The sequence below is a fragment of the Candidatus Edwardsbacteria bacterium RifOxyA12_full_54_48 genome (assembly GCA_001777915.1).
Lineage (GTDB): Bacteria > Edwardsbacteria > AC1 > AC1 > EtOH8 > UBA2226.
This window is the reverse complement of sequence record MFFN01000002.1, coordinates 77,591-101,972: the sequence shown is the minus strand read 5'-3', so window position 1 is coordinate 101,972 and position 24,382 is coordinate 77,591. Positions and strand designations below refer to the sequence as shown.

13 protein-coding genes are annotated in these 24,382 nt (G+C 54.1%); all 13 read right to left on the bottom strand.

Features of this window, described 5'->3' with window-relative positions; genetic code table 11:
* Positions 1-99: 99 nt before the first annotated feature.
* The 13 genes from A2273_06375 to A2273_06315 all read right to left on the bottom strand — a co-directional run bounded on the left by A2273_06375 (position 100) and on the right by A2273_06315 (position 24,374).
* Positions 100-1,572: a hypothetical protein gene (locus A2273_06375; GenBank protein ID OGF08562.1), complete on the bottom strand. Its 1,473-nt coding sequence runs from the start codon at positions 1,570-1,572 to the stop codon at positions 100-102.
* Positions 1,573-1,742: 170 nt separating this feature from the next.
* A complete protein-coding gene (locus tag A2273_06370) occupies positions 1,743-2,114 on the bottom strand; it encodes a hypothetical protein (GenBank protein OGF08561.1) in 372 nt (123 codons plus the stop codon).
* A gap of 176 nt (positions 2,115-2,290) precedes the next feature.
* Positions 2,291-2,662 carry a hypothetical protein gene (locus A2273_06365; protein ID OGF08560.1) on the bottom strand — a complete coding sequence of 124 codons (372 nt, stop codon included), beginning with the start codon at positions 2,660-2,662 and terminating at the stop codon, positions 2,291-2,293.
* A 384-nt stretch (positions 2,663-3,046) separates the two neighbouring features.
* Positions 3,047-4,777, bottom strand: a complete 1,731-nt coding sequence (locus A2273_06360; GenBank protein OGF08559.1) for a hypothetical protein — start codon at positions 4,775-4,777, stop codon at positions 3,047-3,049.
* Between the two features lie 607 nt (positions 4,778-5,384).
* Complete coding sequence (locus A2273_06355) at positions 5,385-8,696, bottom strand: hypothetical protein (protein OGF08558.1); 3,312 nt, start codon at positions 8,694-8,696, stop codon at positions 5,385-5,387.
* Between the two features lie 502 nt (positions 8,697-9,198).
* Positions 9,199-12,345 (bottom strand): hypothetical protein, encoded by a 3,147-nt coding sequence (locus tag A2273_06350; GenBank protein ID OGF08557.1) that lies wholly within the window; start codon positions 12,343-12,345, stop codon positions 9,199-9,201.
* 404 nt (positions 12,346-12,749) lie between these two features.
* Complete coding sequence (locus tag A2273_06345; GenBank protein ID OGF08556.1) at positions 12,750-13,631, bottom strand: hypothetical protein; 882 nt, start codon at positions 13,629-13,631, stop codon at positions 12,750-12,752.
* A gap of 1,095 nt (positions 13,632-14,726) precedes the next feature.
* On the bottom strand, positions 14,727-18,356 hold the full coding sequence (locus tag A2273_06340) for a hypothetical protein (protein ID OGF08555.1): 3,630 nt from the start codon (positions 18,354-18,356) through the stop codon (positions 14,727-14,729).
* Positions 18,353-19,393: a two-component system response regulator gene (locus A2273_06335; GenBank protein ID OGF08744.1), complete on the bottom strand. Its 1,041-nt coding sequence runs from the start codon at positions 19,391-19,393 to the stop codon at positions 18,353-18,355. The genes A2273_06340 and A2273_06335 overlap by 4 nt, the downstream gene beginning before the upstream one ends.
* A 61-nt stretch (positions 19,394-19,454) precedes the next feature.
* Positions 19,455-19,832, bottom strand: coding sequence for a hypothetical protein (locus tag A2273_06330; GenBank protein ID OGF08554.1), 378 nt, complete (start codon positions 19,830-19,832; stop codon positions 19,455-19,457).
* Positions 19,833-19,836: 4 nt separating this feature from the next.
* A complete protein-coding gene (locus A2273_06325) occupies positions 19,837-21,234 on the bottom strand; it encodes a hypothetical protein (protein ID OGF08553.1) in 1,398 nt (465 codons plus the stop codon).
* Positions 21,235-21,263: 29 nt separating this feature from the next.
* Positions 21,264-22,727 (bottom strand): hypothetical protein, encoded by a 1,464-nt coding sequence (locus A2273_06320; protein OGF08552.1) that lies wholly within the window; start codon positions 22,725-22,727, stop codon positions 21,264-21,266.
* 348 nt (positions 22,728-23,075) lie between these two features.
* On the bottom strand, positions 23,076-24,374 hold the full coding sequence (locus A2273_06315; protein ID OGF08551.1) for a hypothetical protein: 1,299 nt from the start codon (positions 24,372-24,374) through the stop codon (positions 23,076-23,078).
* Between the last annotated feature and the right edge of the window lie 8 nt (positions 24,375-24,382).

Genomic DNA, 24,382 nt, shown 5'->3' with positions numbered 1-24,382 from the left:
CCGGGATTTCAAATTTGGTCATATTATAACAAAACCCTGGCCGTATTTCAAGCTTGATGAAAGGGCGGCTGGGCCATGTCCTCGCAACCGGGCAAACCATCAGCGGACGATCTTCAAACGATCGATCCTCTCCACCCAGTTCTTTAGGCCCAGCCGCTGGAATATATTCCGGGCTTCCATCACCCTGTCGGGCTTTCCCATGGCCTGTCCATGATAAAAACAGGCCCGGGCGGTTTCCATCGGCTGGTTCAGTCCGTCGAATATTGCTGCGGCCTCGATGAATTTATCATCATTCTTTTCTATTCTGGCCTGCAATAGAAGCGCCTCGGCTTTGCCGTCCTGGGAATTCAATTCCCCGGCCAGTTGCAGTGCGGTTTCGGCAAGATCCGCGGCCTTAGCGGGAGCCGATCCCTCCCAGATCTCCAGCTCGGCCAATGAAAGACAGACCCTTCGCGAGATATCATTCACCTTTATCTCCCGGGCCAGCTTTTCGCTCCGGGTCAGATGTTCCCGGGCCTCCCTAAATCGGCCTTGTTCCAGGCAGACCCGGCCGATGTTATTGAGAATTATCGCCTGGCCCCGCCGGTCCTTTATCTCCTCCCGGATCCGGAGTGATCGGCCGTAATATTCCAGGGCCGGAACATGAGCGCCGAGTTTGTACTGCACCGTGCCGAGGTTGTTAAGGCTGACGGCATATCCCTGGCGGTCCCCTATCTCCTGGCGTATTTTCAGGGCCTGGCCATGGCAATCCAGGGCCCGGGGGTAATTGCCCAGGATGGAATGCACCGCGCCGATGTTGTTCAGGCTGCGGGCCTGGCCCTCCCGGTCGCCCACCTCCTCCTGGATCTTCATTGCTTTGCCGTAATGCTCCAGGGCCTGGGGGTAATTGCCAAGTTTGTCATAGATGGTGCCGACATTGTTCAAGCTCAAGGCCTGACCCTTCCGGTCGCCGATCACCTCCCGGATCCTCAATGATCTGGGATGATGCTCCAGGGCCCGGGCATAATCCCCGCGGCTATAATGCACCGAACCGATATTGTTCAGGCTGTTGGCCTGTCCCTTAAGATCGCCGGCCTCTTCCCGTATCTTCAATGAGCTGGCGTGGCATTCCAGGGCCCGGGCATAATCGCCCAGCTTGTTGTAGATGGTGCCGATATTGTTCAGGCTGTTGGCCTGTCCGGTTTGATCATCATTTGTTTTCTGGATATTCAGGGATCTTTCATAAAATTCCAGCCCCGAGGAATAATCCCCCAGGCTATTGTGCACATGGCCGATATTGGTAAGGCTTTCCGACTGGCCCTTTTCATCATCAACCGATTGGTATAATAAAAGGGATTTCTCCGCCGAGTCCAGCATATCTGCATATCTGTTCACGGAACCATAGATATCGCTTGACTGCAGATGGCAGTCCGCCTGGCATTTCTTGTCCTGGATCACCCCGGATATCAGCAAGCCCCTCTGAAAGTCGGCCAGCGCCCGCTCATTCTGGCCCACCAGGGACAAAACCTGGCCGCGATTCAGCATGATGTGGACCACTCGGGCATGATCCAAAGGATGTTTGGGATCGATCATTCAGGTATGTTTGATTGCATTGTCAATCACCTTTCAAATGACAAGGATATCAATTCCACCGATAAATATCAAGATAAATAACAACAGCCGGGCGTTGCCGCCCGGCCCCATCTCCCCCCTTTCGCCAATGGTGACATCCCATATCCGGAGTGAAACTCCAAACATCCGGTTCAACCGATAAGCTCTTTTATCTTATTGGTCAGTTCGTTTATCCGGAAGGGTTTGGTCAGATAATGGTCGGCCCCGGCCGCCAGTCCCGCTTCGATGTCCCTTCCGCTGGTCTTGGCGGTCAGCATTATGACCTTGATATCCCTGGTGTCCGGGGAGGCCTTGACCCGGCGGCAGACCTCTATGCCGTCTATCCCCGGCATCATTATATCCAGCACCATCAGGTCGGGGTGGAGCGACCCGGCCTCCCGGAGGGCCTGGTCGCCGTTGACGGCCTGATAAACCTGGTAGTTCTGACGGGTCAGCAGTTCCGTGATCAGGAACAGAACGTTGTTATCGTCATCGGCCACCAGTATTTTTTTCATCTCATCCATAGATCACTTTTATTGAGTTATAGGTTGTTCAGTTGTTACTGGGGGCAGTATCTAAGTTGCGTTTTTTATCAGGAATCCATAAAACCACGAATACCATAAACCAGGGAAACCCCTATTGATTCCTGCAATTCCTGGCTTCCTTATAGAATAAAATGAATAGAGTTCTCTAAATTTTATCAAGCCGGGTTTCCGCCGTCCAGTACCGTTTTAACCTTCTCCCTCAGCTCGGCCAGGTTGACCGGTTTGGTGATATAGGCGGCGATATCGGAGGTTCCCACCACATAATCGTCCTGCAGATGCTTGTAGGCCGAACAGATTATGACCGGAGTGGTCTTTTTAAGCTCCCGGATCTTCTCCACCACCTCCAGGCCGTTCATCTCCGGCATTTTGATGTCGAATATCAGCAGGTCGAACTGTTCTTTTAATATCCTCCGAAGGGCCTCCCGGCCGGTGGCCACGGTGGTGACCTGGTAGCCCTCCTCGCCCAGCACCTCCTCCAACAGCAGCCGGATATTGGCCTCGTCGTCCGCCACTAAGATCTTTTTCATGTCCGCTCCTTTATATGTTTATTACTTCAATGATCAAATATTGTCATATGTCATTCCCGGCCTGACCGGGAATCCAGACTTTTTCCCTCACTCAAATACACAAAGGCACAAAGGGTTTTGCTTTCGTCATTCTGAGCCAGACAGCCTGCCCGACAGGAGCCTGTACTGAGGAATGCCGTCCTCAGGATGACGCGCTTTTTGGCTTTTCATTTGCCCCACCTGTCATTTCAGCACTTCATTGCATTCAGCATAAACCCTGAGCCAGCAGGGCTTGCATGCCTTACTCAGGGCAGGCTTCCGGCTGGAATCCAGGTTTTTTCTGGATACCCGTCTTCACGGGCATGACAATATGGATTATTGGCCAATTGAACGCCGAAATTAAAATTATTTTGGCGTTGCCTCGGCTGTATCCAACTGCTTGTTCAGCGGCAGAAAGATGGTGAACTTTGTTCCCCGGCCTATCTCGCTTTCCACGTTTATGGTCCCCTGATGCTCTTCTATGATTTTTTGGATGATGGCCATCCCCAAACCGGTGCCGGCCTGCTTGGTGGTGAAGAACGGCTTGAATATGGCGCCCAGATTCTCCGGCGGTATGCCGCAGCCGTCGTCGGATACGGTCAGTTCGACCCCCAGGCCGTCAGAGTTGTTCTTTTCGGCCGCCGCTATCTCGATCCGGCCGCCGTCATTGATGGCCTCGATGGCGTTATTGGTCAGATTGAGGATCACCCTTTCCAGCCTGACCGCATCGCCCTGTATGGCCGGCAGGGCCCCGGCAATATTTTTGACCAGCTGGATGTTCTTTTCCGCCGCCTTGGCCTTTTTGGCGTCCATCACTTTATCTATCAGCGAAGCCAGATTCACCTCGGACCAGATGGTCTTCTTCTGGTGGGCGAAGTCCAGGATGTCCGATATCAGGGTGTCCACCCGGAAGGCCTCGTTTACTATGATGTCCACATACTTGCGGTTCTTGTCGTCCTCCCCCACCCGGGACTGCAGCAGCTGGGAGAAACCGGCAATGGAGTTCAATGGATTTCTTATCTCGTGGGCCATCACCGCCGCCATCTCGCCCAGGATGGCCAGCTTCTCGGAGTGCTTGACCCTCTCCTCCAGCGACTTGGTCCTGGTCAGGTCGCTGAAGATGGCGATGGCGCCGTTGGTCCTGGCGGTCTGGGTGTGCAGCAGCGAGGTGGAGATCCCGATGGTGATCTGCTGGTCGCTGAAGGTGGTGATGGTCATTTCGTTGCGGTGGACGCTTTTCCCGGTCTCCATGGTTCTTTGCAGCAGATCGTTGATGGTTTTAAAGCGGGGGAATTCGTTCAGGGGTTTTCCCATCACCGCGGCCGATATCAGATGAAAGATGTCGCTGGCCCCCCGGTTGAAGGTGGTGACGGTGCCGTCCACATTCACCACTATCACCCCGCTGTTGATGCTGGCCATGATGTTTTCGCTGTATTCCTTGTAATATTTCAGGCTCTGGTTGGTCTTGACGATCTCATCGGTGGCCAGCTCTATCTCCCTTTTCAGGCGTTGATTGATCCTCTCCTCCTCCTCCTTCTGCTTGCGCTCCCCCGCCGCCTGGCTGGCCCAGTAACTGCTGAACAGGGCCACCAGAAAGAAGAACGGCAGACGGATCCAGAACGACGGGGTGGAGAACACTTCCGATCCGGAGTTGTGATACACCAGCCAGCCGTAAAAGATCGAGGCCACAAAAGCCACCGGGATGGTGCCCTTGACGTTCTGTCCCACGCTGGACATGAAGATGCTGAGGAAGTAGATCAGATAGAAATCGGTGTTGATACCCTCGGCAAAGTAGACCGAGGCCGAGACGAAGCAGATGTCGGAGAGGAATATCACATAGTTGAGCCACTGCTTCTCGAACAGCCGGGCCGGGACGAAGGTCAGGATCAGGTTTGAAACGAAGAAGAATATGGCCAGCAGGTAATTCTTGCTGCCGAAGTTCAGCCCCCCCTCGCTGAACCCGGCCAGCAGGATCACCAGCAGCACTATCAGCCAGCGCATTATCAGGATGGTGGTCTTGTGGTCCATGTATTGGACCCGGTTCTTGATCTTGGCCGGTTTTATCCGGCGCAAAACATTTTTGATTATATTTTTCATCTTCAGATTATGGTGTTGATTATTATGAAATTAAATACACCATAGGTCATTCCTGCGAAGCTTGTCCTCGCGAAGGCGGGGAGCAGGAATCCAGGCTTTACTTGCCCCAAAGGCACTAAGGCACAGAGGGTTTTATTTTAACGTTATCATCACCACTTCGAAAGTTTTATTTTTGCCAACCTCAGTGCAGGCTCTGAGGTCTCTCCCCGCATAGCAGGCCGAACGGGTGACAATTGTCATCCTACGCCCAGCAAACATAAAAGTCTTCTCAGGATGACAGAAAGCATTCGGCGCAGATCCTTCCATTGTGAAAACCGGGGTCATTGCAGGATGACGTGCCTGTCGTGTCACCCTGAGGTCTCTTCCCGCCCGCCATGTTGAACGGGTGACAATCTTAAATATTATTCTATGACCGAAACCCAGGAACACATTCAATCTGCCGGGCAAGCCGGTCTTCTCAGTGTGACAAGGTATGCATGCCCTGGGCGGATCATGCTCCGCCCCTACATTAAATATATTCTTGACCCTTCAAACTATTCAATCTCCGCCCCTACTGACCACTGTCCCCTGTCTCCTGTATACTGTATGCTAAATACGCATACCGCTTTTATGCCTTAAATTTTATGGTCACCCTGGTCCCGCCATCGTTGGTCATCTTGATCTCGGCATCCAGCTGGCCCGCCAGTGAATCCACCAGTTGCAGACCAAGGGTGGGTGAGTTTTTAAGGACCACCTCTTCGCTGATCCCCGGGCCGTTGTCGCTCATCTCCAGGGTGCATATGCCGGCAGCATCCTTTTTGAAGGATATTTTTATTTTGCCTTTTCTCTGGGGGTCCTTAAAGGCGTACTTGATACTGTTGGTGGCCAGCTCGTTTACGATCAGCCCGCAGGGGATGGCTATGTCCACCGGTATTTTGTCTTCCATGATATCAGTCGTCAGTTCCACATCGCCCTGGGTAATCCCGTAGGAAAGATACAGTTCGTGCATAAGGCCCTTGACGTATTCGGAAAAATCTATGCCGGCCAGGCCCTTGGACTGGTAAAGTTTTTCATGGACCAGGGCCATGGAGCGCACCCGGTTCTGGCTCTCCAGGAACATCTTCTTATAACGCGGATCCTCCACGTATCCGGTCTGCAGGTTCAGCAGACTGACTATTATCTGCAGGTTGTTTTTCACCCGGTGGTGGATCTCCTTGAGCAGGATTTCTTTCTCTTTCAGGGAGTCCTTGATCTGTTCCTCCGCCTGCTTGTGCCCGGTGATGTCCAAACAATGGCCGATATACCCGACAAACTCGCCGGCGCCGTTATAACGCGGGCTCCCATCATCCCGCAACCAGCGGTATTCCCCATCGTGGCGGCGCAGGCGGTATTCCATGCTGAAGGGTTCCCGCCGGTCAAAGGCGTTGGTATATATTTCCAGGCAATACTGCAGATCATCCGGATGCACTCCTTCGGCCCAGCCGTTGCCCAGCTCCTGTTCCAATGGGCGGCCGGTGAACTTCAGCCAGACTTTATTGAAATAGTTGCATAACTTGTCGGTTCCGGCGGTCCAGACCAGAGCTTGGCCGGAATCGGCCAAGGTCCGATAACTTATTTCGCTTTCCCGCAGCTTAACCTCGGCCAGTTTGCGCTGGGTGATGTCCCGGATGTTGCACTGAACCACATTGTGGTCGCCCACCGGATAAACATTGCTGACAAATTCCACCTCTTTCTTCAGGCCGTTCTTGGTCACCAGCGGCAGGTCCTCGTACCGGACGTACCCCTTTTTCTGCAGTTCCATGAAGCTGTCGCGGCTGGCCACGATGTCCCGGAACAGGCCGATCTCCCAAAGTTCCTTGCCGATCAGTTCCTCGCGGGGATACCCCAGCAGGTCCTTGATGAAGGGGTTGGCGTCATCGATGATGCCGCTATCGGCGTTCAGGATCAATATCCCGTCCTTAGCCGATTCAAACAGCCGGCGGTAGCGGGTTTCCGAGGCTTTTAATGATTCTTCGACCTGCTTGATCTCGGTCATGTCATCGTAGATGGATACCACCTCCCCGTCCGGCAGTTTGTAAACATAATTCTCCCTCCAGCCGGTCAGGTGTTCATCCTGGTAAACCGACACCGGGTGCTGCTCCGCTTTCCCGGTCCGCCACACCCGCTGGAACACCTCCAGCAGCCCCATGGGTTTTATTCCCGGAAAGACCTCGGTCACTTTCCGGCCGATCACCTGGTCGGCCGATGTTTTCTCTATCCTCTGCCCGGCCCGGTTGAAATCCACGAACACGAAATCGTTTCCGTCGTCCACCGCCCGGTAAACCGCCACCCCGCTGTTGATGCCCTGGAACAGCTCGGTATAGCGCTTTTTGGTTATTTGGATTTCTTCCAGATTGTGCTGAAGTCCCTCCTCGGCGGACTTGAGTTCCACATTGGCCGACTCCAGCTCGGCATAATTGCTCTCCAGCTTTTCGTTGCTCTGCCTCAGTTCTTCCTCGGCGGCCAGCAGTTCCTGGTTGGCGGACTCCAGTTCCTCGTTGCGTTCCTGAATCTTCTGCTCGAATAGCCGGCGCTCGGTAATGTCCCGGACGATGGCCTGCAGGTATTTTTTGCCCTCTATTTCAATGGACCGGGCGCTGATCTCCACCGGGAAGGTGGTGCCGTCCTGGCGCCGGTGCATGGTCTCGTAGATCAGGCCTTTTTGAAGCACCAGTTGGCTCATTTGTGTTTTGAACAGCGCTTTTTGGTCGTCGGCTCTCAACCGATCGGCTTCCATTCCAATGAATTCTTCCCGGGTGTAGCCGTAGATATCCAACGCCCGGTCGTTTATCTCCGCCACCTTGAGACTATCGTCGATCAAAAAAATGATGTCGTTGGCGTATTTTGTTAAATAATCGAAATGCTTTACCAGGGCTTGCCGCTCATTCTCCAGGGCGTAGAGTTTTTTGAAATAATCCTTGCGCTGGTTAAGGAATAAGATGCTCAGAACCGAGACGGAGCCGGCAAAGATCAGCAGGGCGGCCAGGCTCCAGATCAAGGCATTGGCCCGATTGGCGTCATTGACCTCCTGCAGGTCAATTTTGGCCACCATAAACCAGCTGGATCGGGCCAGGGCTCCGGTAACAGCCAGCACTTTTTGCCCCCGGTAATCCCTTCCCTCACCCACCGTCCTCCCCTCCAGCACCGCCCTGACCGCCGGGACATCTTTTTCAGACAGGGAGATCTTTAGTTTTAGGGCGGCGTCCTGGGCGAACCGGACATCGTTCAAAAACAGCACCGAATCGCCGTCCCGGCGTATCAAAAGGGTTTCGAAGGTCAGGCCCTGAAAAGCATTGTTCTTCATCAAGGGGTACAGATAATCCCCGGGAGAGACCCGGAGAATTACCGCCGATTTTCCCGCTTTTCCCCTGGCCCCGGTGTTGATCGGAGCGATGACGTCTATGTGGGGCGTATTATGGACTGTGCACATATAGAAATCGGCCAACAGGTGCTTGCCCTCGGCCAGGGCCTTTTGCAGATAGGCCTTGGTCTCCGGGGACAGCACGTCCACCGTGCCATCGGCCTCCAGCAGGATGTTTCCGTTTTGATCTGCCAGCAGCACGTCGGAATAGCCGAAATGTTCCTGCCAGCCATTGAGACGCGATCGAATGGACGCCCGCAGTTTTACATCGCCCGGGTTCTCCCGCCATCGCTGCACCGCCTGGCCCAGGAACGGGCTGTCGGATATAAGGCTGGCATTGGCAGATTGAGCCTTGATCCAGTGGTCGATCTGGGCCATTTTATAATCCAGGGCCGCCTGCAGTTCGGCAATTTTCTCCCGTTTGTGCTCCTCGGCATGAGAATGAAGCAGAAAATAAAGGCCAGCGCCCAGGGCAATGAATAGTATCAGGGCTGCGAATATCAGCCCCCTGGGATATGCCTTGTTTTTTTCGGACACCATATTCCCCTCCTTAGGTTTGGCCCCTCTCCCTGCCGCTCCCCGTCAGGAGAGAGGCTTTCGTCATTGCGTGGAGACTTTTTTAATTTCAAACGAAGCAATCCCGGCTTTTCCTCACACAGAGGCACAAAGACACAAAGGCACAAAGGATTTTACTTTAAGGATCAATTTCATTGTTTTTGTCACCCTGTGGATTCTTCCCGGCAAGCTAAACGGGTGCCAATTGTCATCCTACGCCCAGCAAACATAAAAGTCTTCTCAGGATGACAGAACGCATCGTGTAACCTTGAAGGCCCTGGGCGGTTCATGCTCCGCCCCTACATTCAATACATTCTCGGCCCTTCAAACGATCCAACCCGTTTTCCCACTGTCTACTGTATACTGTATACTGGCAATTGTTAACTTTAAACTTTTAATTTTAAATCCACATATCCTTCACCCATTCGGTCTGCCACATTGCCTGCCTGTCTCAGGGTGACACACTTTAAACTTTTAACTTTCAGCTTTAAACTTCCGTCGCCAACGCCTGGTTTATCTTCTGGGTCAGCTCGGCCAGCCGGTAGGGCTTCTGTAAAAAATCCCTGACCCCGCTTTTCATAAGGTCCTGGGCCTCCTCCTCCATGCTGTAGCCGGAGGACAGCAGGGCTTTGATGCCGGGATTTATCTCCTTCATCTTAAGAAAGGCGTCATGCCCGTTCATCAGGGGCATGATCATGTCCAGTATCACCAGGTCAATTTCCCTGAAATGTTCCCGGTAGTAATTCACCGCTTCCTGCCCGTTGGCTAGCATGATCACCGTATATCCCTGGTCGCCCAGCATCTGGCTGGTGATGTCCCGGATGGTCTGCTCGTCGTCCACCAGCAGGATGTTCCCGGTTCCCTTTTGAGCCGGCTGTTTTGCGGCCTCCCCGTTTTTTTCCGGACCCAGTTCGGCCAGCGGCAGGTAGATGTTAAAGGTGCTGCCGTGCCCTTCCTCGCTGTAGACCTCGATGGACCCGTTGTGAGCCTTGACGCAGCCGTAGACGCTGGCCAGCCCCAGGCCGGTGCCCTTGCCCTGTTCCTTGGTGGTGAAGAATGGCTCGAAGATGTGCGATTGGATCTCCCGGGACATGCCCTGCCCGGTATCGCTGACCGATATCTTGATGTATCTGCCCACCGGGATCTTGTAGGAGTGATTCTTGACATACGATTCGTCCAGCTCGGCCACCTGGGTGGTTATGGTCAGGTTGCCGCCTTCAGCCATGGCATCCCGGGCGTTGAGGCAAAGGTTCAATATGGCGTTCTCCAGCACGGCCGGGTCGCCCAGCACGGTGCAGGGATTGGCGGACAGCGCCTGACGGACATTGATGTTCTTGTTCACGGTGTTGCCCAGAATGCCGGCCACCTCGGCCACGATGCGGTGAAGGTTCACCGGCACCTGCTGGTAGTTCCCCTTGCGGGCGAAGGTCAGCAGCTGTTTGGTCAGCGAGGCGGCGTGCTCCCCGGTGGTCAGTATCTTTTCGGCCAGGGCCGCCAGGGACGGCTGGTTGATCAGCTTGATCTGCAGCATCTCGGCCTGACCGATGATCCCGGCCAGCAGGTTGTTGAAGTCGTGGGCGATGCCCCCGGCCAGCTGGCCGATGGCCTCCATCTTCTGGGCCTGCTGCAGCTGCCCGGCCATCTGCTTGGCCTGGGTGATGTCGGTCAGGGAGCCGATCAATCCCAGGGGATCTCCACCTCCCTCCGATAATGGACGGCTGGCGCTGCGGACGAATACGACCCCCCCGTTCTTATCAATGAGCCGGCATTCATAAGGATCACCGGGCCCCTGGAGCCTGTTTTGAAAAACCTTCGTCAGGTCCGGCAGATCGTCGGGGTGGATGAATCTGGAGAATGGCTGGCCGGTAATTTCTTTCACGGTGAACTGGGTCATCCTTTCTACGGCCGGGCTGATATACTGAACGATGCCCGAGGGGTCCAGCAGGAAGATCACATCGCTGATCTGCTCCACCAGGGTCCGGTATCTCTCCTCGCTCATCCTAAGGGCCTCCTCGGCCTGCTTGCGGTCGGTGATGTCCAGCATCACCCCCTGAATAAACAACGAATTCCCCTCGCCATCCTTTATCTGTTCGAGATGCTCATAGGCCCAGATCAACTTTCCGTCCTTGGTGTGCATCCGGTATTCCTGCTGGACCGGCCCGTTTCCGGTCGCAACTTTTTTAAGCCCCTCCGAACATTTTGTTCGATCATCGGAATGAACCTGCTTGATCCAAAGTTTTGGATCGTCCATCCACTCCCGGGAGGTGAATCCCAATATCTGCTCCGTCTGCCGGCTGATAAATGTGGTTGAGTTCTCCCGGTCCAAGGCCAGCCTGAAGGTCACCGCCGGCAGCTGGTCCACCAGGGTGCGGTATTGCTCCTCGCGTCCCCGCAGTTCTTCCTCGGATTGTTTGCGATGAATGGCGAAGGCCACCTGCTCGGAGATGAATGTCAGGATCTCCTTCTCCCTCTCCCCGAACCTGATGCCCTGGTCGTAGGTCTGCACCACCAGCGCCCCGGAGTATCTGTCCGAGACCAGCAGCGGCACCCCCAGCCAGTCCAGCGGGGCTTTGCCCACCATGCGGACCTGGCCGGAATCCATCAGCTTTTGGTACACTTCCGGGGTGGCCAGCAGCGGCTTTTTTGAACGGATCAGGTATTCGGTGATGCCGGATCCCATCGGCCGGGATTGAGGCGCGGGGTCATATTCGTCCACAAAATAAGGGAAGGACAGGCGTTCGGTATTATTATCGTATATGGCGATGTAGAAATTCGTGGTGTCCAACAGCCGGCCGAGTATATTATGCAGGCTCCGGTACAGGTCGTTCAGATTGCTGGATAGGGCGGTCTCGTTGGCGATCTGGTACATGGCCTCCTGCAGCTGCTGGGATCTTTTCTTTTCGGTAACATCCCGGAAGATGCCCCGCACCCAGGTGGGCTTGCCCGGTGCCTGCGAGCTGTTGCAGTTTCCTTTGACCATGATTGCCTTGCCGTTTTTAGTCCGGAACACGGCCTCTACCAACACCTCCTGGCCGGATAATACCCTGGCAAAACTGAGCCGGCATTTATCCAAACAGCCCTGATCCAGAACATCAAATATATTCAGGGAACCGATCTCCTCCGGCCCGTAGCCCAGAGCATGGTGCCATCTCTGATTCACGTATTTGAAGCAGCCCTTTTCGTCCAGCAGCATTATAATGTCGCTGGTATTCTCGAACAGATCCCTATACCGCTCCTCGCGGTCAGCCAGCTTTTTCTCCATCCGGTTCCGGTACAGGGCCATCTGGATGGTCACATTGAGATCCCGGTCGTTGAAAGGCTTGATGATGTAGCCGAAGGGCTCGGCCACCTTGGCCCGCTCCACGGTGGCATCGTCGGCATAGGCGGTCAGGTAGATCAGTGGTATGCCCATTTCGTTTTTTATGATATTGGCCACATAGATCCCGTCATGCTTCCCCTTGATGACGATGTCCATCAGCACCAGGTCGGGCTTCTGCTCCCGGGCTTGGGCCAGGGCGGATTCGCCGTTATCGGCTGTGGCCGCCACCTGGTATCCCAGCTCCTCCAGCCGTTTGCAGATATCCCTGGCCACAATGGCCTCGTCCTCCACCACCAAAATGCGATATTTGGGCATACCGTTCTCCTTTTAGGTATTTGTCATTCCCTTACCGGGGATCCGGGCTCTTTGAACCACCAAGACACAAAGATTATTTCTTTTAATATTTTAGCGTCATTTCGTGTGTTTGGTGGAGTAAGCCTCTCGTGTCATTCCTGCCCCGCATCAAGTGCGGGATAAACCCTGAGCCAGCAGGGCTTGCTTGCCTTACTCAGGGCAGGCTTCCGGCAGGAATCCAGGCTTCTTTGCCTCACACCAAGACACAAAGGGTTTTAGTTTAACACTCTTGTCACCCTGCGATATCTCCCCGCATAGCAGGCCGAACGGGTGACAATTGTCATCCTACGCCCAGCAAACATAAAAGTCTACTCAGGATGACAGAACGCATCGTGTAAACTTGCCTGCCTTAACTGGCACATTCTTTAAGCTTGCGTTTTGCCGCCTTTCAAAACGTCCCGGATCAGTTTGTTGGCCTGGTATTTCCTCAGGTTGGCCTTGACCCGGGCCAGCAGTTCCAGGGATTTGACCGGCTTGACCAGGTAATCGTCGGCCCCGATGTACAGCCCCTTGATCTTGGTCTTGAAATCATCCAGCGCCGTGACCACTATCACCGGGACTTCCATGGTCAGGGGGCTCTCCCGGACCCTTTTCAACACCTCCATGCCGTCCAGGCCGGGCAGCATCAGGTCCAGTATTATCAGGTCCGGAGTGTTGTCCTTCATGAATTCCACTGCCTCCAGTCCGTTCATTATGGTATGGGTCAGGTATCCCCCGGTGCCCAGAACGTTGGACATGATCCTGGATATCCGCTCATCATCCTCCACGATCAGCACCATGTTCGGGCTCAGGCTTTTCTTTTGTTTGAGCAAAAAGTCGGCTGTGCATTCCTTTTGCAGTTTGCTCAACTGATCCTGGAGTCTTTTCAGTTTGACCAGGGAGCGCACCCGGGCCACCAGCTCGTCGAAGTTGAAGGGCTTGGTGATGAAGTCGTCGGCCCCGCACTCCAGGCCCCGGACCTTGTCCTCCAGGGTGTCCATGCCGGTCACCAGGATGATGGAGATGTTGCTGGTCTCCGGATCGCCTTTAAGCTCCTCAGTGACCTCGTAGCCGTCCATCTCCGGCATGATCACGTCCAGCAGGATCACCTCGGGTTTGAATTCCCTGGCCTTTTTGACGGCCTCGACGCCGTTCTCGGCGGTGGCCACGGTATGGCCCTGCTCCTCCAGCACCGCCCGGAAGAAGTTGATGATGTTGGCATCGTCGTCCACCACCAGTATCCGGGCCGTTTCTTTCTCCTGCAGCATGGCTCTCTCCTGTTTTATACTTATTCTTTATGTCATTCCCGAGAAGGCGGGAATCCAGGCTATTGTACTCAACCGGCTTAACCAGGAATTCAGGCTTCTTTTCACCGCAAAGACGCAAAGGACGCAAAGAAGATTATTAATTATTCTTTTGCCTGCCAGCCGTAGCCTTGGCGAAGGCTGGTCATTCCCGAGACTTCGGGAATCCAGGTTCTTTAACCACAAAGCACACAAAGCATGCCCTGAGCCTTGTCGAAGGGAGCACAAAGGACTTTTCATTTTTTTGCTTTCAGCTTTAGACATTAAACTTATAACCAACGTACTGTCATTCCTGCCCCGCATCAAGTGCGGGATAAACCCTGAGCCAGCAGGGCTTGCTTGCCTTACTCAGGGCAGGCTTCCGGCAGGAATCCAGGGACTAATAGGACACGGTTTTCACGGATCTTTTCTGGGCGTATTTCATTGCTTTCGTCATTCTGAGTCTGGCGCTCCTGCCCGCCAAACCGAAGAATCTACTTAACCGCAGAGGCGCAAAGGGTTTTCCCACGAAACACGCGAAATACACGAATAATTACCAGGTTATTTTTAGCGGTTTTTCGTGGTTTTAGCGGGCAGTCCCCGGTAAAACTTCCCCGGCGCAGATCCTTCGCTAGCCAAAATACATGCCGCTCTCAGGATTACGCGCCTTTTATTCTTCGAGCGTTGTCACCCTGAGGTCTCTCCCCGCATAGCAGGCCGAACGGGTGACGGTCTTTCGTATTCACACATTCAGCCTGTCAGGCAAGCAAGCCTTCTCAGTGTGACAAGCTTTATTTTCTTTCAACTACCCTGTGTGTCATTCCCGGCTTGACCGGGAATCCAGTAGTTTAACCACCAAGACACAGAGACACAAAGTGTTTTTAATTCAACGTCATTGTCACCACTTCGAAAGTTTGTTTTTTGCCAACCTCAGTGCAGGCTCTGAGGTCTCTCCCCGCATAGCAGGCCGAACGGGTGACGGTCTTTCGTATTCACACATTCAGCCTGTCGGGCAAGCAAGCCTTCTCAGTGTGACAGGTCTTAAACTTTATACTTTGAACTTTAAACTAAGGTCGTTATTCACCCCACCTCGTCGCCCCTGGTCTTGTTCTTCTTGTCCTTGAAGTACTGGGGATACAGCTTGTGGGCGCACTCGTCGCAGATGCCGTGGGAGAAGTCGGCCTCGGTGTGCTCGGAAACATACTCCTCCACCTGCTGCCAGTAACCCCCGTCGTTGCGGATCTTTTTGCAGGAGGAGCAGATGGGCACCAGGCCCTTGAGGGTCTTTATATTGTTCAGCGATTCCTGCAACTCTGCAACCAGCTTCTTTCTTTCGTCCTCCCCCTTTTTCCGTTGTATGGCCGCCGCAATATTATCCGATACGAAATTAAGTATAGATAGTTCCCTGGCTCCGAACCTTACCTTCTCGCGATATGATTGGACCACCAGCACGCCGAAGGCCTGGTTGCCGTTTTTAAGCGGAATCCCCACCCAGTCCACCGAGGGAGTGCCCACTATCTCAACTTCCCCGGCATCGGCCAGTTTTTTCTGGACCATGGGCGGGGCCAGCAGGGGCTTTTTAATTCCCAGCACATATTCCGTCAAACCTTTTTTCAAGGGACGGGAGACTGGGGACGGATCCCGTTCGTCAACAAAATAGGGGAATTCAAGCTGATCCTCTTTTTCGTTGTAGAGGGCAATATAGAAATTGGCCGTGTTCATCATCTCGTCAACTACCATGTGTATCCCGGCATACAGTTCAAGCAGGCTTTCGGACGAAGTTGATATCTCTGAGATCTTATAGATGGCCGACTGCAGAGCCTCGTTCTGTTTGCGCTCGGTGATATCGCGAAACACCACCATCGATCCGATGGTCCGGCCGTTTTCAACGGTTGGGGTGCTGGTGTATTCCACCGGGAAACTGCTGCCGTCTTTGCGCCAAAAAACCTCACCAGTTACATGGTGAATCTGGCCGTCTGTTATGCTGGCATTAATTGGGCAATCTTTGCTGTCGTAATGCGAGCCGTCTGGTTTTGTATGATGCGAGACTTCGTGCTGGACCTGGCCTATCATTTCTTCGACCGAATAACCCAGTAAGTTTGCGGCGGCTGGGTTCATGAATATGGTTCTCCTCTTATCATCCAACCCGTAGATGCCCTCGCCGGCGCTGCTTAGGATCAGGTCCATGCGGCGGGAAGTGTCCTCGATTTCCTGCCTGGCTTTCTTCTGCTCGGTGATATCCTGGAACAGTCCCATAGTTCCGATGCACTTTCCCGCTGAATCAGTCTGGGGAATGGCCGAAACGAATATGACCTTCTTTTCACCTGTTTCGGCGCTTATCTCCAGTTCATAAAATCCTTTTTTGCCGTCTTTTCTTTGCCGACTCTCTTCCGCCACTTGTTGTATACTTGCCGGGGTTAAATATTCCTTAAGTGATCGGCCCACCAGCAACCCCTTTCCTAAACCAAAGATACTATCCGCTGCCGGGTTGGCAAACACAAACTTTTCTTCTTCGTTGGTTACCCCTATACCCTCGGTTAGGTTTTCAATTAAATTCCGGAATTTCTCCTCGCTTGCCCGCAACATCTCTTCCGAACGCTTCCGCTCGGTAACATCGCGAAAATACCAGACCCGACCGTAATACCGTTCATTAATTCCAATCATGGGCGCTGAGTAGCGTTCAAAGATGCATCCATCCTTTAGAATAATTTCATCCTGGCTTGTTTCCCCTTTGTGCTCATACAGGTATTGTACACGCTGGAGAAACGACTTAGGATCAGCCATTTTACTTGTTACATACTCCAATAATTGTTTATCTTCTTTCTGGCCGATCAAATCCTGCGGTATTCCCCACATCTCAGCAAATCGATGATTGGAAGATACGATATTGGTATCTTCATCAACTATCAGGATCCCGTCGGTCGATGCTTCCTGCTGGGTCGATAAAATGACATTCCTAAATTGCAGATCCTCTTCCGCCCGTTTCCGCTCGGTGATGTCCTGCTTGACGGCCACATATTTTACCGGAGCGCCGTTTTGGTCCTTGATGCACGCTATTACCGCCTGCTCCCAGTACAGGCTGCCGTCTTTTCGCCTATTATGAAATTCCCCCTTCCATTCACCGCCCCCAGCTATGGTCTTCCATAAAACCTGATACTCCTCTTCACTGGTCTCGCCCGTTTTCAGTATCCGGGGGTTCTCGCCGATTGCATCGGCCTTGGGGTATCCGGTCATAGTTACGAAGGCGTTGTTCACGTATTCGATCCGGCCATCAAGATCGGTGATGACCACCGCACTGGGGCTTTGCTCCAAGGCGATGTTCAGTTTTCTCAACTCATCTTCGGTTTTTTTACGGTCAGTGATGTCCCGGCACACGCAGAAAATCAGCTTTTCACCCTCAAATGCAGCCCCATTGGTGCTTATTTCAACGTCATAGGTGGTGCCATCCTTACGACGGTGTCGCGTCTCAAAGAAATCACCGGCCTCGTCAACATTACTGATCATATCCATCGTCTGCTCACGTGTATACTGAAACTCCCAATCCCATACGTGGAGTTGTTTGATTTCCTCGGGGGAGTAACCAAGCATTTCGGCAAACCGCCGGTTGGACTCGTATACGCTGCCGTCCTTGGCAAGGACGACAATGCCGTCACGGGACTGGTCGATAAGGATACGCCTTCGGATTGCCTCGGCATTGAGAGCCTGCTCCTGCCGCTTGCGTTCGGTTATATCCACAAAACTTTCCACCAGCACTTCACGCCCGCCCATTATGGTTGGTGTTACGGTTTTAAGAATGGGGATCATTTCGCCTTTAACATTGATAACACATTTTTCCGAATTATCCACTGTCTGATGCAAATCGGTTATGGGACAGGCACCGTCACTGGCCGGGCAGATAAATTTGTTGCATTTCCTGTCGAGAATATCACTAACCGGGGCGCCTATCATTTGGGTCGCCTGTTTATTGGCATACACAATAACGTGGGTTTCACGGTCTATCACCACGACCCCGGCCTGTACGGCCTCAAATATAACCTCCATCCGTTCCTGGTTCTCGCGGTTGATGCCCTCAATCTTTTTCCGTTCGGTGATGTCCTCGACAAGGGTCACAAAAAAACCTTGCTCCGGGCTGTAGACCGAGACCAGCAGCCATTTGTCCAGATGCTTCGAGTAGATCTCGGTTTTGCTGGTCTCGCCCGCCAGGGCCGCCCGGCCGTATATTTCCAGCCAGCCGATGTCCCCTTTTAGCATCCAGGGGGTGGCCTCCGAAGCTTTGCATCCCAACACCCGGTCGGCGGCCAGCCCGGTAAGGTCATAATAGGCATGGTTGGCCTCCAGCAGAATGAAATCCACCGGATTGTTCAGTTCGTCGGTCAACAACTGATAATGGGCCAGGCCATTCAGCATGTTGCCCAAAAGCGCCTGGTATTGCCTGGTCTGGTTGTTGGCTATAACCTCGGCCGATCTCCTGGTGGTTATCAGGACATGTGCGTAGGTCCCGAAAGCCAGCAGCATGAATGTCACCAGCAGCCGCATGTGCAGCTCCATCGGCTCGGCCCCGAAAAAATGCTGGTAGGCCGAAAAACCGGGGCTTAAACGGAAATGGATATAATACTCCAGCGCCCAGAACAAGAGCACCAGCCCCAGGCTGACGAAGATGCTCAAATAGGTCTTGAAAAATGATTTCTTGCCTTCCGTCTGGTTGTTCATTCGACCCCTCCTCTATCCGGCGACGACATCTCATCGCGGAAGGTCTCTTTTATTTGACAGATCCGGTCCTGCGACTGCACAAAACAATCCACCACCTGCGGATCAAAATGGCTGCCTCTGTTTTGCCTGATGGTATCAACGGTATATTCCAAGCTGTGGATCCCGCTGCGGTACGGCCGCTCAGAGGTCATGGCGTCGAAGAAATCCGCCAGGGCGGTTATCCTCCCGGCCAGCGGGATCTTTCGGCCCTTAAGCCCGCGGGGATATCCATCTCCGTCCCACCGTTCGTGGTGGGTCAGGGCGATCACCGAGGCCAGCCGGATAAAGCCGTGTTCGGAGCCCTCCATGATCCTGGCCCCGATGGTGGTGTGCTGCTTCATGATCTCCCATTCCTTTTCGTCGTGCTTGCCGGGCTTCAGCAGGATGTGGTCCGGTATCCCGATCTTGCCCACGTCGTGCATGGGCGCGGCGTATAGAATTGCCTCGATGGTGGCCCGATTGAGCCCCATTTTCACGGCGATGGCCTCGGCGTAATGGCTGACCCGCTTGATGTGGTCCCCGGTCTCCTTGTTCTTGTACTCGGCGGCCAGCGACAGCCGGTAGATGGCCTCCAAAGAGGCCGATTTTATCTTATCCAGCGAAGCCTTCAGCTGCAGGGTCCTTTTGGAGACCTCCTCCTCCAGCGCTTTCTGATAATTGACCATGTGGTCGTTGTAGGCCTTGACCTTGAGCAGGGAGCGGATCCTGGCCTGCAGTTCGGTGGGATCCACCGGCTTGTTCAAAAAGTCGTCGGCCCCGGCCTCCAGGGCTTTCACCCGGTCCCGTACTTCCGATTTGCCGGATACTATCACTATCGGTATGATCTTGGTGCGGTCGTTTTCCTTGAGTTTTCTGGTCACCTCAAACCCGTCCAGGCCCGGCATCACTATATCCAACAGGACCAGGTCCGGCATCTGGTCCAGGGACAGGGACAAGGCCTGGTCGCCGTCTCTGGCCAGCAACACGCTATAGCCCAGCCTTGACAGGATCGCGTCCATCAGCTCCAAATTGACCGGTTCGTCGTCAGCCACTAATATTTTGGCTCCAGGTTCCACTTTGTCATTCCTTTTTGGCCGGATGGCCGATAAGTTTTATCACCTTGGCCAGCAGCTGCTCTTCGGTGAACGGCTTGGCTATGGAATCGTCAGCCTCGATGGAATGGCGCTTCAACGGGCCCAGCACATTTTGCTTGCCGGTCATTATCATGAATTTTACCTTGTCCAGGCTGCGGTGATTCCTCAGCCATTCCAGCAGCTGCAGGCCGTCCATGGTTGGCATCGCCAGATCGGAGATCACCAGATCGGGCGGGTCCATTTTTATCATTTCGGCTGCCCGGCGGCCATCCCCGGCCACCGAGGCATGGTAGCCCCGGCCATTCAGCATCATCAACACCATTGCGGCCAGCACCGCTTCATCGTCCACTATCAGGATGTCCATCAGGTCATTCTCCGTTCTTTAAGGAGAAGGTTCTTGAGCTGATGCCGTAATCCTTAAGCTTAAGCTGCATATTCTGGCGGGCCATGCCGGCCATCACTGCGGCCTTGGTGACATTCCCCCCGGTGATCCTCAGCAATCCCTCGACATACTGTTTTTCGAAGATGTCCCGGGCCTCCTTCATGCTCCGGTCCAGCGGCAGTATCACCTGATCCAGCTCCACCGCCTGGTTGCGCCGCGGCATATCTCCGATCTTAATTATTTTTCCGGGGCATAGCGCCACGGCATGCTCTACGGCATTCTCCAGCTCCCGGACATTGCCGGGCCAATTATAACGGGTCAGATACTCGGCGGCCTCGGGGCTGAATTGCTTGGCCTCCCGGGACTGCTCGGCGCAATATTTGTCCAAAAAATGATGCGCCAATAGCAGGATGTCCTCGGGCCTTTCCCTTAAGGCCGGCAGGTTTATCTGAATGACGTTCAGGCGGTAGAAAAGATCCTGCCGGAAGACGCCCTTCTTGACCTCCTGCTCCAGGTCCTGGTTGGCGGCGGCCAGCACCCGGACGTCAACCTCCACCGGGCAGGTGGCCCCCACCGGATAGAAGACGCCCTCCTGCAGGACCCTTAAGAGTTTGACCTGGGTGCTCAGCGGCATGGTGGCCACTTCATCCAGGAAGATGGTCCCCTTGTCGGCCATCTGAAAAAGGCCCTGCTTGGAGGCGGCCGCCCCGGTGAAGGCCCCCTTGGTGTGGCCGAACAATTCCGATTCCAGCAGGGCCTCCGGGATGCCGCCGCAGTTGAGGGCCACGAAACGGCCGCCTTTCCGGCGGCTGTTGAAGTGAACGGCCCGGGCCACCAGTTCCTTGCCGGTGCCGGACTCGCCCTGGATCAGCACCGTGGTGCTGGTGTCGGCGATCTTGCGGATCAGGTCGAAAATGGCCAGCATCTTCTTGCTCTTGGCCACGATGTTCTCAAAACCGTAACGCCGGTCCAGGGTCTGCTGCAGGTACCGGTTCTGATCCAGCAGCTTTTTCCGCTCCGCCGCCTGGCTGATGGCCAGCAGCACTGCGTCGGTGTGTATCGGCTTCTCCAGATAATCATAGGCCCCGGAACGGATGGCCTTGACCGCGCTCTCCACGGTGGCATGCCCGGTGATCATGATCAGGGAGCTCTCCGGCGAGATCTCTTTCAGCCGGGGGATAAGCTCCAGGCCGGAGATATCCGGCAGATGCATGTCCAGCAGCACCACATCGTAATCGCCCTCGCTCATGGCTTTAAGGCCGGAGTTGCCGTCCGGCACCACCGTTATCTGGTAACCGACATGGGAGATTATCTGGCTGAGTATCTCCCGAATGGGTTCCTCGTCGTCTATCACCAAAACCCGGATATCAGGCGGTTTGTTCATGGTTCCCTCGCTATATTATGATCTGTGGTTTAATGACGCTGGGTGAAGTTCAGCTCAAATTCGGTCCCCCGGTCGGGGCTGCTTTTGATCTGAAGCCGGCAATTATTCTCCTCCAGCAATCTTCGGGCCAGATTGACGGACAGGTCCCGCCCCGGCTTCCAGGACGCCAGCGACGCCTCCATCATCCCGGCCAGCTCCGCCTGGTCGATCACCAGTGAAGGGCTGTGCATGGTGACGGCCATTTCATCATCCTGATGTTTGACGGTTACTTTAAGGTCGCCCCCCTTTCCCAGCTTTTTGCCTTGAAAGACCAGCAGCCCCACCAGCGCCTGCTGGATCTGCCCCTGATTGACCATCACCGGGTTTTCATACTCGCCGTGGTCGACCTCGATCTTGACCTTTTTCCCGGCCAGGTAATAGTTGACCAGCCCCGCCGCTTTTTTAACGATGTCCGAAAGCAGAGCGGTGCTTTTGATGTCCGAGGAATCCCGGCTGTAAAGGGACAGGTTGTCCAGGACCATATTGAGACGCTCCACCGACTTGGAGATGCTTCCCAGCGCTTTCTGTAATTTGTCATCGCTGGCGATGCACATCCCGAAATATTCCACGCCCAGGGTGATGGCCGAAAGCGGATTTCTCATCTCATGCACCAGGCTGGAGGCGATCTCCCCCAGAATGGCATATTTGAAGGAATCCAGCAGGTCGGACCGCTGGGCCTCCAGCTGTTCCATCTTTCCCTTTAAATTGGTCACCAGGTCCAGATTCTCCAATACCAGGGATACGTTCTTTGCCAGCAGGGCCAGCCCGGTGCGCTGGTCCGGGCCCAGTTCCCCCTCCAGGGGCTTGAGATAGATCATCCCGTAGGCGGTCCCCTTGGATTCCAGCGAGGCCTGGAGGGCATACAGTTCGAATTCGTCCTGCCAGGCTGGGTTGCTTTTATGGGTGCCGTCACTCAGCTTGATCTTAATTGCGGTATTCCCGGTTATATGATTCAGGGACTGCAGGGCTATGTTCAGCAGTTTCTCGCGGTCGGGACTGCCCATGAACAGGTCGTAGATCTGGTACAATGCCAGATCCCGCTTCAGAAGGCGGTTCTCCCGGCCCAGTTGCTGAGCCTGCCAGGACCTATCAAGTTTAAGCTTCAAGGTCTCCAACTTGAACGGTTTCTGGATATAATCGGCCGCCCCCAGCTGAAGGGCCTCCACCGCCGATTCGACGGAGCCGTAGCCGGTGATGATCAGGACCACCAGCTCCGGGTCCAGCTTTTTGCTCTCCTTTAACAGCCAGACTCCGTCCTGATCGGCCAAATTCAAATCGGTCACCAGAACATCCCAACGGTCTTCCCGCAAGCCCTGGCGGATCATCTCCAAACCCTGGGCGGCTCCGCCGGTTGATTTCACCTGGCAGCCCAAAGACCGCAGTCCAGCGGTTAAGAAATCCCGCAGCTGATCCTCGTCATCCACCACCAGGATCTTTAATTTATCGTCGGCCATTTTATCTCTCCGGTTAGTGTTTATTTGGAAGACCCGAAACAGTCCTTATTTCATGGTAACACCGCAGCCACAACGTGTCAATACGCTGACATATATTTATTGTTCCCCATTCAGCCGGATTTTTTCGATTATTGTTGCAAGTAAAGACAAAACATCATGCCAGTGTAAGAATAAATATGCATTTAATGTGCCTTTTTATGTTATAAGACCTAACCCATTATCGATAAAAGGGTAACTATTATCAAGAGTTTACAGAATAACAAATATATGTCATATTTATATGACTGTGGTCATATAAATATGACATATTGTGCAAGGTTATATTTATTTTTAACTTAAGGCTATATGCTACCTGCCGAATGCCAGGCCTGCCGAAACGCTCGCCCCAAATCCCTGGGAATTATAGCCGGGAAACCCCAGGCTGGTGGCTGCCGCGTCTAACCTGATGAAGCCCAGTTTCAACCCGCTGCCGGCGCTGTAGACGATGGTCCGATTATCCCATACGGCCAGTCCGGCCCTAAGCGGAAGAAAGGAGATAAGCCTTAACTCAAACCCCTGGGCCAACTGCCATCGGGCGGCGCTGCCGGCGCCGTTATAGAAGCCTTTCCTCACATCCAGCTCGGCGGAGAAGTATTTTGAGTCATAGGCGATGCCGGCATTGAAGGCGGCCGGGTACCGCGACCGGAAGATCCCTCCCAGGGTATCGGTCCGGTCAATGATCTGATTGCCCGAAAGCATCCCGGTAAGGCTGTCCCCCAGCAGGGGCAGTTCATTTACTTCCATATTTAAAACTCTTTTTCTGGTGTCGTTCTTCCAGGTTATTCCATTGCTCAGATTCATCAGCGAGGCTCCCAGGGACCAATGATGGTTCAGCTGGCAGGCCAGGCCCAGGTCGGCGGCAAAGCCGGACCCGTTCATGTTAAGCCTTCTGGTATCGAAATCATTTTCCCCGGCGGACAGGATCTCGATAAGCCCGGTGTTATTAAAGCCCGATCCGCTGGTGGTAAAACTTAACTCTCCGCCCATTTTCCCGTAATTTATGCCCATCAGGTGTTTGATCCCTATCCCCAGGGCCAATCCTTTGAATACCCCGATTTTTATTGGCTGGCCATAGGATAGGGTGGTGGCCGCAACGGTCCAGGCATCCCCCATATCGCTGGCCGCCAGGCTGTAGGTTCTGTCCAGCTGGTTCCCGAAAAGGGCCAGATCGAAAAGGTCCCGGGGTATGCAGACGCTCTCGGCCGAACGCAGGTTGACAGTCAGGGCCATCCGCCCGGCAGCCAGCCCCAGCAACATGGCATCCACCGAGGCTGAGGCCCGGAAACCCGAAGAGGGAATGGCCCGAAGAAGGGCTTCTTTTTCCCCTTCGTCCAGAAAATCCCCGGAGGCCCGGTTGTAATCTTTCAGGCTGAATGAATTATTGCCTGCCATCGCGCCAAAATGGAACAGTTTGATGTTGAGGCCGCCGTTATTTTCCATCCCCAAGTTGGCCGGATTGGCCAGTGAGCCCTCCACTCCGCGGGATCTTACCAGGGTGGCCCCTGCCTGGGCCATGGTCCGGGGCTCGAAACTGTCGAAAGCATACGCATTTAATGCCGCCATCGATGCCGTTAAAAACACCAGGTTTATTTTTATTGAAAGTTTCATCGCCCTGT

Excerpts from the sequence above, each read along its gene's own strand:
- A2273_06375 (OGF08562.1), bottom strand. The coding sequence starts at position 1,572 with ATGATCGATCCCAAACATCCTTTGGATCATGCCCGAGTGGTCCACATC.
- A2273_06370 (OGF08561.1), bottom strand. The coding sequence starts at position 2,114 with ATGGATGAGATGAAAAAAATACTGGTGGCCGATGACGATAACAACGTT.
- A2273_06365 (OGF08560.1), bottom strand. The coding sequence starts at position 2,662 with ATGAAAAAGATCTTAGTGGCGGACGACGAGGCCAATATCCGGCTGCTG.
- A2273_06360 (OGF08559.1), bottom strand. The coding sequence starts at position 4,777 with ATGAAAAATATAATCAAAAATGTTTTGCGCCGGATAAAACCGGCCAAG.
- A2273_06355 (OGF08558.1), bottom strand. The coding sequence starts at position 8,696 with ATGGTGTCCGAAAAAAACAAGGCATATCCCAGGGGGCTGATATTCGCA.
- A2273_06350 (OGF08557.1), bottom strand. The coding sequence starts at position 12,345 with ATGCCCAAATATCGCATTTTGGTGGTGGAGGACGAGGCCATTGTGGCC.
- A2273_06345 (OGF08556.1), bottom strand. The coding sequence starts at position 13,631 with ATGCTGCAGGAGAAAGAAACGGCCCGGATACTGGTGGTGGACGACGAT.
- A2273_06340 (OGF08555.1), bottom strand. The coding sequence starts at position 18,356 with ATGAACAACCAGACGGAAGGCAAGAAATCATTTTTCAAGACCTATTTG.
- A2273_06335 (OGF08744.1), bottom strand. The coding sequence starts at position 19,393 with ATGGACGCGATCCTGTCAAGGCTGGGCTATAGCGTGTTGCTGGCCAGA.
- A2273_06330 (OGF08554.1), bottom strand. The coding sequence starts at position 19,832 with ATGGACATCCTGATAGTGGACGATGAAGCGGTGCTGGCCGCAATGGTG.
- A2273_06325 (OGF08553.1), bottom strand. The coding sequence starts at position 21,234 with ATGAACAAACCGCCTGATATCCGGGTTTTGGTGATAGACGACGAGGAA.
- A2273_06320 (OGF08552.1), bottom strand. The coding sequence starts at position 22,727 with ATGGCCGACGATAAATTAAAGATCCTGGTGGTGGATGACGAGGATCAG.
- A2273_06315 (OGF08551.1), bottom strand. The coding sequence starts at position 24,374 with ATGAAACTTTCAATAAAAATAAACCTGGTGTTTTTAACGGCATCGATG.